The organism is Alkalibacterium sp. s-m-28, from assembly GCF_054658175.1.
On the sequence record NZ_BAAGIQ010000158.1, the window covers coordinates 1 to 2,825 of the forward strand.

Sequence of the window (2,825 nt, forward strand, 5' to 3'; positions counted from 1 at the left end):
AATAATAAAAAAAATTATTAAAGATACAAAAATAGCAAAATAGTACCCTATTTTGAGCATTTTTAAACCCCGGTAAATCCCTTAGTGTAGGGATTTATCGGGGTTTTGGGTGTTAAAGATGAGATAGGAAGCGCCTAAGCACAATATGTTTTTGTGTAAATTTGAAGTAAATTGAAGCTCTCTTTAAGTTAGAAAAACTGTTTGTTTAACTAGTCATAAACTGTCCAATAGTAGACAAGAAAAAAAGCAGCCTTTTCAAGATTAGTTTCTCTTAAAGGCCACTCGCAATCGTGGGATCAATTCTTTCCATTCTTTTAACCAGAATAAGCCAAGTCCATAGACGACTATAATAATACCCAGTGTAACTATAAAGGTGTAAAATAAGCCAAGTATGGATGCGTCAATAGGTAAGGTCACAAGATAGGCTATCGATCCAGCTAACCCCATAAGAAAGACGTAATATGCATTTTTCAAGAAATAAGTACTCGTTTTATAATGGAACCCATAAGTGTGAATAACAATAGGGTCAAAAATCATATTTGTCAACATTCCTGCAGTGATTGTTCCTAAAACAGCGCCGACAATCCCTATATACTGAACAAGAATAATCGAAACAATTAAATTAATTCCCATACTCATAAGTGGGCGGTATTTCAATTGCTGAAAAAGTCCCATTGCATTTCTGATTTGAGATAAAAAGAGTTGCATGCCTTTTAAATAAAATTCAAATGAGAAGAACAAGACAAACGCTGTAGGCAGTGTAAAATCTTCTCCTATCCATACAGCAATAAATTTATTGGACAGTATGAAGAGACCAATAGATGCCCCGCCATATAAAATAATAGTGACTAAATTTATGATTTGAAATATGCGGTAGCTCTCTTCACTACTTTTTTGTGCAATAAAACTGCCTAAACTAGCTTTAATAGAATTTAGTATTGGACTTAAGAAGCGTTTAACTGAGCTGGCTAATAATGTGTAATTAGAGTAAAAACCAACTGTGGTTAATCCAATAAAATAGGTTAAGACTAAATTGTCAGTGGAAGATAGCACCACATTGTCGATTCGATATAGGAAAGCTGCAAAAAAGTCTTTGAACATCTCTCTTAATTCTTCTTTATCAATTCGATCATTGTACTCTTTAATATACGGGTAATCTTTATCCACTCGTCTAGATACAAGTATATTTATTAGAATATTCGAGATTACGACTACTAGCAAATATCCAATAAATGATTGGTAGAAGTATAAAATAAGGGCTTCAGCTAAAGAGCTCCCCAGAATAATATAGTTGGAATACTTGGAAATGATGTATTCTCTTTGATCAGCTTGCAATAAAGTCGTTTTATAAGCAAAAAAGAGATAGGAAGATAATGTTTGAGCAATGTATATGGCAAAGACTAAATAGATATTAATGTTTCCTGCTTGATCTCCAATAATTGTACCTAGAAAAGGCAGCAATATAATGGCCATCACTACGATAATTAGACTAATGACTCTGTATGCTTGCTTGTAGAAAGTCACTAAAGCAGAAATTCGTCTATGATTGCCTTTATTCAAAGGTTCATATAGCCTAAATACAATTGCCGAACCAATACCCAGTTCAGCTAGTGAGAGAAACTGGAAAATATTTTGAAACACACCATTTAATCCTAGGTACTCTACTCCTAATGTCTGAATAAACAAGGTCCTTACACCAAACATTAAGGTAAGCGTCAGTATAACATTTAAAAGACTATACACAATGTTTCTAATACTATTTTTCGTTCTTGACATTATTGCACCTTTTTTCCTAAAGAATGTACACTTATAAGTTTTTACACTTGAAAACTTATAAAGAATACCACTCGGGTTTGGAAAAAGCAATAATATATTAAGTTTGTTTTCCCATTGTGTACGTAACTCAATATGGGAAAGTAATTATGGCGATAGTTTAATATGATAATAAAAAAATAAAACTAATAGAAGAAGTTTATGTGTCAGCAAGCTTAATTTAAAATCTTAATTGTCTTACTGCTAACCATACGGATAATCAAGCCTCTAGTACATTAAAGCTTTTATTTCCCTTTTAATAACTTGAAGAATGAGTTCCGTTTAATATACTGTGCGTCAGGTACGATAATTGGTTCACCATTGAGCAAATCTTTTGTAGTCTGGTGAAATTCGTTACGCTTACTCCGGCCGTACTCTTTCGATAATTTTTCATAAGCCTTTTTCATATGAAACTTCCTATTTGTGGCATTATGAGCATCAGAAGCTATAAAATGAACGAGATTTGCTTCGATTAGCTGCTTACTTAGTTTCTCAATTTTTTTGCCGAATTTTCCAGTATAACTCGCGGCTGTCAACTGAGCCAAAGCCCCTTTATCTACAAGGTTTTTTAAACGATTTGGGTGTTCAATAATGGCGTGATTTCTTTCAGGATGAACAATGATCGGTGTTTTTCCTTTAGATTGAAGGTCGTAGAAGAGACGTTCAGCGTAGTGAGGAATAACTCCAGTCGGAAACTCGACTAGAATATACGTATTACCTTCATCCGTATACAATATCTTATCTTTATCTATATCGTCTAAAAGATCGCCATAAAGACTAACTTCCTGTCCAGGGAATAAGGTCAAATTAATATTTCTGTCATCAAGTTCAGCCTGCAGATTATTAACTCAAGTTTTGCAGTTGAATATCCAGGTTTAACCCTTGTGGTTATTGAAACTTCTTATAAATAATTATCAAAAAACACACAAAAAGACACCTCTCTTTGGTAAAATGTAGTCACCACAACAACATTCAAAGGAGAGATGTCTTATGACTAATATTTTACCAGAAAA

Annotated in this window: 2 protein-coding genes; both read right to left on the reverse strand. The window is 33.3% G+C overall.

Features of this window, described 5'->3' with window-relative positions; all coding sequences use genetic code 11:
* Positions 1-261 precede the first annotated feature (261 nt).
* Positions 262-1,776 (reverse strand): lipopolysaccharide biosynthesis protein, encoded by a 1,515-nt coding sequence (locus ACYQ4S_RS11495; protein WP_459771257.1) that lies wholly within the window; start codon positions 1,774-1,776, stop codon positions 262-264.
* Positions 1,777-2,057: 281 nt separating this feature from the next.
* A complete protein-coding gene (locus tag ACYQ4S_RS11500; RefSeq protein WP_459771259.1) occupies positions 2,058-2,651 on the reverse strand; it encodes a tyrosine-protein phosphatase in 594 nt (197 codons plus the stop codon).
* Positions 2,652-2,825: the final 174 nt, after the last annotated feature.